Source organism: Minwuia thermotolerans, assembly GCF_002924445.1.
Taxonomy (GTDB): Bacteria; Pseudomonadota; Alphaproteobacteria; order Minwuiales; family Minwuiaceae; genus Minwuia; species Minwuia thermotolerans.
This window is the reverse complement of the sequence record NZ_PIGG01000022.1, coordinates 77,501-80,813: the sequence shown is the minus strand read 5'-3', so window position 1 is coordinate 80,813 and position 3,313 is coordinate 77,501. Positions and strand designations below refer to the sequence as shown.

Genomic DNA, 3,313 nt, shown 5'->3' with positions numbered 1-3,313 from the left:
ACTTGTGAAGAGGGAATGATGCGATTGTGGATTTGATGGTTTTGCTGGCCTGGCGGCGACCTACTCTTCCACGGCTTGAGCCGGAGTACCATCGGCGCGGCGGGTCTTTACGGCCGAGTTCGGGATGGGATCGGGTGTTTTCCCCGCGCTATGGCCACCAGGCCAGCGAAGCCATCGGGCTGTGCCGATGTCGTTGTGCTGACGTTTCTGTGCTGCTGTTCTTGTGCTGCTGAGAGAGCGTGATCTCCTTCGTTGCGGCGGGTTCGACGCCGGTTTCCGGTTGGGCTTCGGCCTTTCGGCCTGCGCCTGCGCCCGGTTCCGGGGCCGTCGATCGCTGGGCATGGGCGGAGAAGTTGATCGGAGTATCTATCGAGATCGATCGAACGATTAGTACGGCTCGGCTTCACACATTGCTGCGCTTCCACGTGCCGCCTATCGACGTGGTGGTCTTCCACGGTTCTCGAGGGAAGCCTGGTTTCGAGGCTGGTTTCCCGCTTAGATGCTTTCAGCGGTTATCCTTCCCGCACTTAGCTACCCGGCTGTGCCGCTGGCGCGACAACCGGTCCACCAGAGGTGCGTCCATTCCGGTCCTCTCGTACTAGGAACAGATCCTCTCAAGCTTCCTACACCCACGGCAGATAGGGACCGAACTGTCTCACGACGTTCTAAACCCAGCTCACGTACCACTTTAATCGGCGAACAGCCGAACCCTTGGGACCTGCTCCAGCCCCAGGATGTGATGAGCCGACATCGAGGTGCCAAACACTGCCGTCGATATGGACTCTTGGGCAGTATCAGCCTGTTATCCCCGGCGTACCTTTTATCCGTTGAGCGATGGCCCTTCCACACGGGACCACCGGATCACTATGGCCGACTTTCGTCTCTGCTCGACTTGTCTGTCTTGCAGTCAGGCAGGCTTATGCCATTGCACTCGACGACCGATTTCCGACCGGCCTGAGCCCACCTTCGCACGCCTCCGTTACTCTTTGGGAGGCGACCGCCCCAGTCAAACTACCCGCCATGCAGGGTCCCGGACCCGGATCACGGGCCGCGGTTAGACACCAAGAGCCAAAAGGGTGGTATTTCAAGGTTGGCTCCCCGACGGCTGGCGCCGCCGGTTCAAAGCCTCCCACCTATCCTGCACATTCGATTCCTGATGCCACTGCAAAGCTGTAGTAAAGGTGCACGGGGTCTTTCCGTCTGACCGCGGGTACTCCGCATCTTCACGGAGAGTTCAATTTCACTGAGTCGACGCTGGAGACAGTGGGGAAGTCGTTACGCCATTCGTGCAGGTCGGAACTTACCCGACAAGGAATTTCGCTACCTTAGGACCGTTATAGTTACGGCCGCCGTTTACCGGGGCTTCGATTCGAAGCTTGCACCTCTCCTCTTAACCTTCCGGCACCGGGCAGGCGTCAGACCCTATACGTCGCCTTCATGGCTTCGCAGAGCCCTATGTTTTTAGTAAACAGTCGCTACCCCCTGGCCTGTGCCCCCCACGCCTGGTTGCCCAGACATGGGGCCTCCTTCTCCCGAAGTTACGGAGGCAATTTGCCGAGTTCCTTCAGCGTCGTTCTCTCAAGCGCCTGGGTATGCTCAACCAGTCCACCTGTGTCGGTTTAGGGTACGGTCTCAATGGTGGTGCTGTTTCCTGGAACCCGTCCACAGCCATGGCAATCCGATAAGCCATGACACGATTTCGGATCCGTCACATCCACCCGGCTCAGGAATATTCACCTGATTCCCATCGACTACGCCTTTCGGCCTCGTCTTAGGGGCCGGCTCACCCTCGGCGGATTAGCCTTGCCGAGGAACCCTTGGACTTTCGGCGCGAGTGTTTCTCACACTCGTCTCGTTACTCATGTCAGCATTCGCACTTCCGATACCTCCAGCACCCCTTGCAGGGCACCTTCATCGGCCTACGGAACGCTCCGCTACCACGCATGCAGAACATGCGTCCGCAGCTTCGGTACACGTCTTGAGCCCCGGTACATCTTCGGCGCAGGACAGCTTAGATTTAGACCAGTGAGCTGTTACGCTTTCTTTAAAGGATGGCTGCTTCTAAGCCAACCTCCTGGTTGTCATGGCCGTCCCACATCCTTTCCCACTTAGACGTGATTTGGGGACCTTAGCTGGCGGTCTGGGCTGTTTCCCTTTCGACGACGGACCTTAGCACCCGCCGTCTGTCTGCCGCGCTGTGCTCTGCGGTATTCGGAGTTTGGTTAGGTTTGGTAAGGCTCGCGCCCCCCTAGCCCATCCAGTGCTCTACCCCCGCAGGCAATCACGCGACGCGCTACCTAAATAGCTTTCGCGGAGAACCAGCTATTTCCGAGTTTGCTTGGCCTTTCACCCCTAGCCACAAGTCATCCAGCAGCTTTTCAACGCTCTCTGGTTCGGTCCTTCAGTGCGTGTTACCGCACCTTCAACCTGCTCATGGCTAGATCACTCGGTTTCGGGTCTGATCCGACAGACTATGCGCCCTGTTCAGACTCGCTTTCGCTTCGCCTACACCTTGCGGCTTAAGCTCGCCTGCCAGACCAACTCGCTGACCCATTATGCAAAAGGTACGCGGTCACCCCCCGAAGGAGGCTCCCACTGCTTGTAGGCGTTCGGTTTCAGGTCTCTTTCACTCCCCTCATCGGGGTGCTTTTCACCTTTCCCTCACGGTACTTGTTCACTATCGGTCGCATGGGAGTACTTAGGCTTGGAGGGTGGTCCCCCCATGTTCAGACAGGGTTTCACGTGCCCCGCCCTACTCAAGTCCGATCGGTCGCTGACCCGTACGGGACTGTCACCCGCTATGGTCCGACTTTCCAGAAGATTCCGGTTCGCTTCCGATCGGCACTGGCCTGGTCCCCGTTCGCTCGCCACTACTAGGGGAGTCTCTGTTGATGTCCTTTCCTCCGGCTACTGAGATGTTTCAGTTCGCCGGGTTCGCCTCCCGACCCTATGTATTCAGATCGGGATATCCATAAATGGATGGGTTTCCCCATTCGGAGATCCCCGGATCAAAGCCTGCTCACGGCTCCCCGGGGCTTATCGCAGCGTGCCACGTCCTTCATCGCCTCCATGCGCCAAGGCATCCGCCAAACGCCCTTCAGACACTCGAGAGATATCCGTTCAACTCTCCACCCATGCTCAGGGAACGACGGTCCCGAAGGACCGTCCCGCCCGTCGCCACGGGAGATCACGGTATTTCTCATTTCAGCTTGCATCTCGAACGCGGCGCCATCGCCGCCAGGCGGCCATGGGACGCCTTCCGCCAGAACCGGGGGCCGAAGCCCCTTCGCCATGCCGGAACGCGTCGCGCGTT

2 rRNA genes are annotated in these 3,313 nt (G+C 58.7%); both read right to left on the bottom strand.

The annotated features are described in order from the left end of the window. Positions 1 to 47: 47 nt before the first annotated feature. Positions 48 to 162: ribosomal RNA gene (gene rrf, locus CWC60_RS04815) — 5S ribosomal RNA — on the bottom strand. Positions 163 to 366: 204 nt separating this feature from the next. Next, positions 367 to 3,110: ribosomal RNA gene (locus CWC60_RS04810) — 23S ribosomal RNA — on the bottom strand. Positions 3,111 to 3,313: the final 203 nt, after the last annotated feature.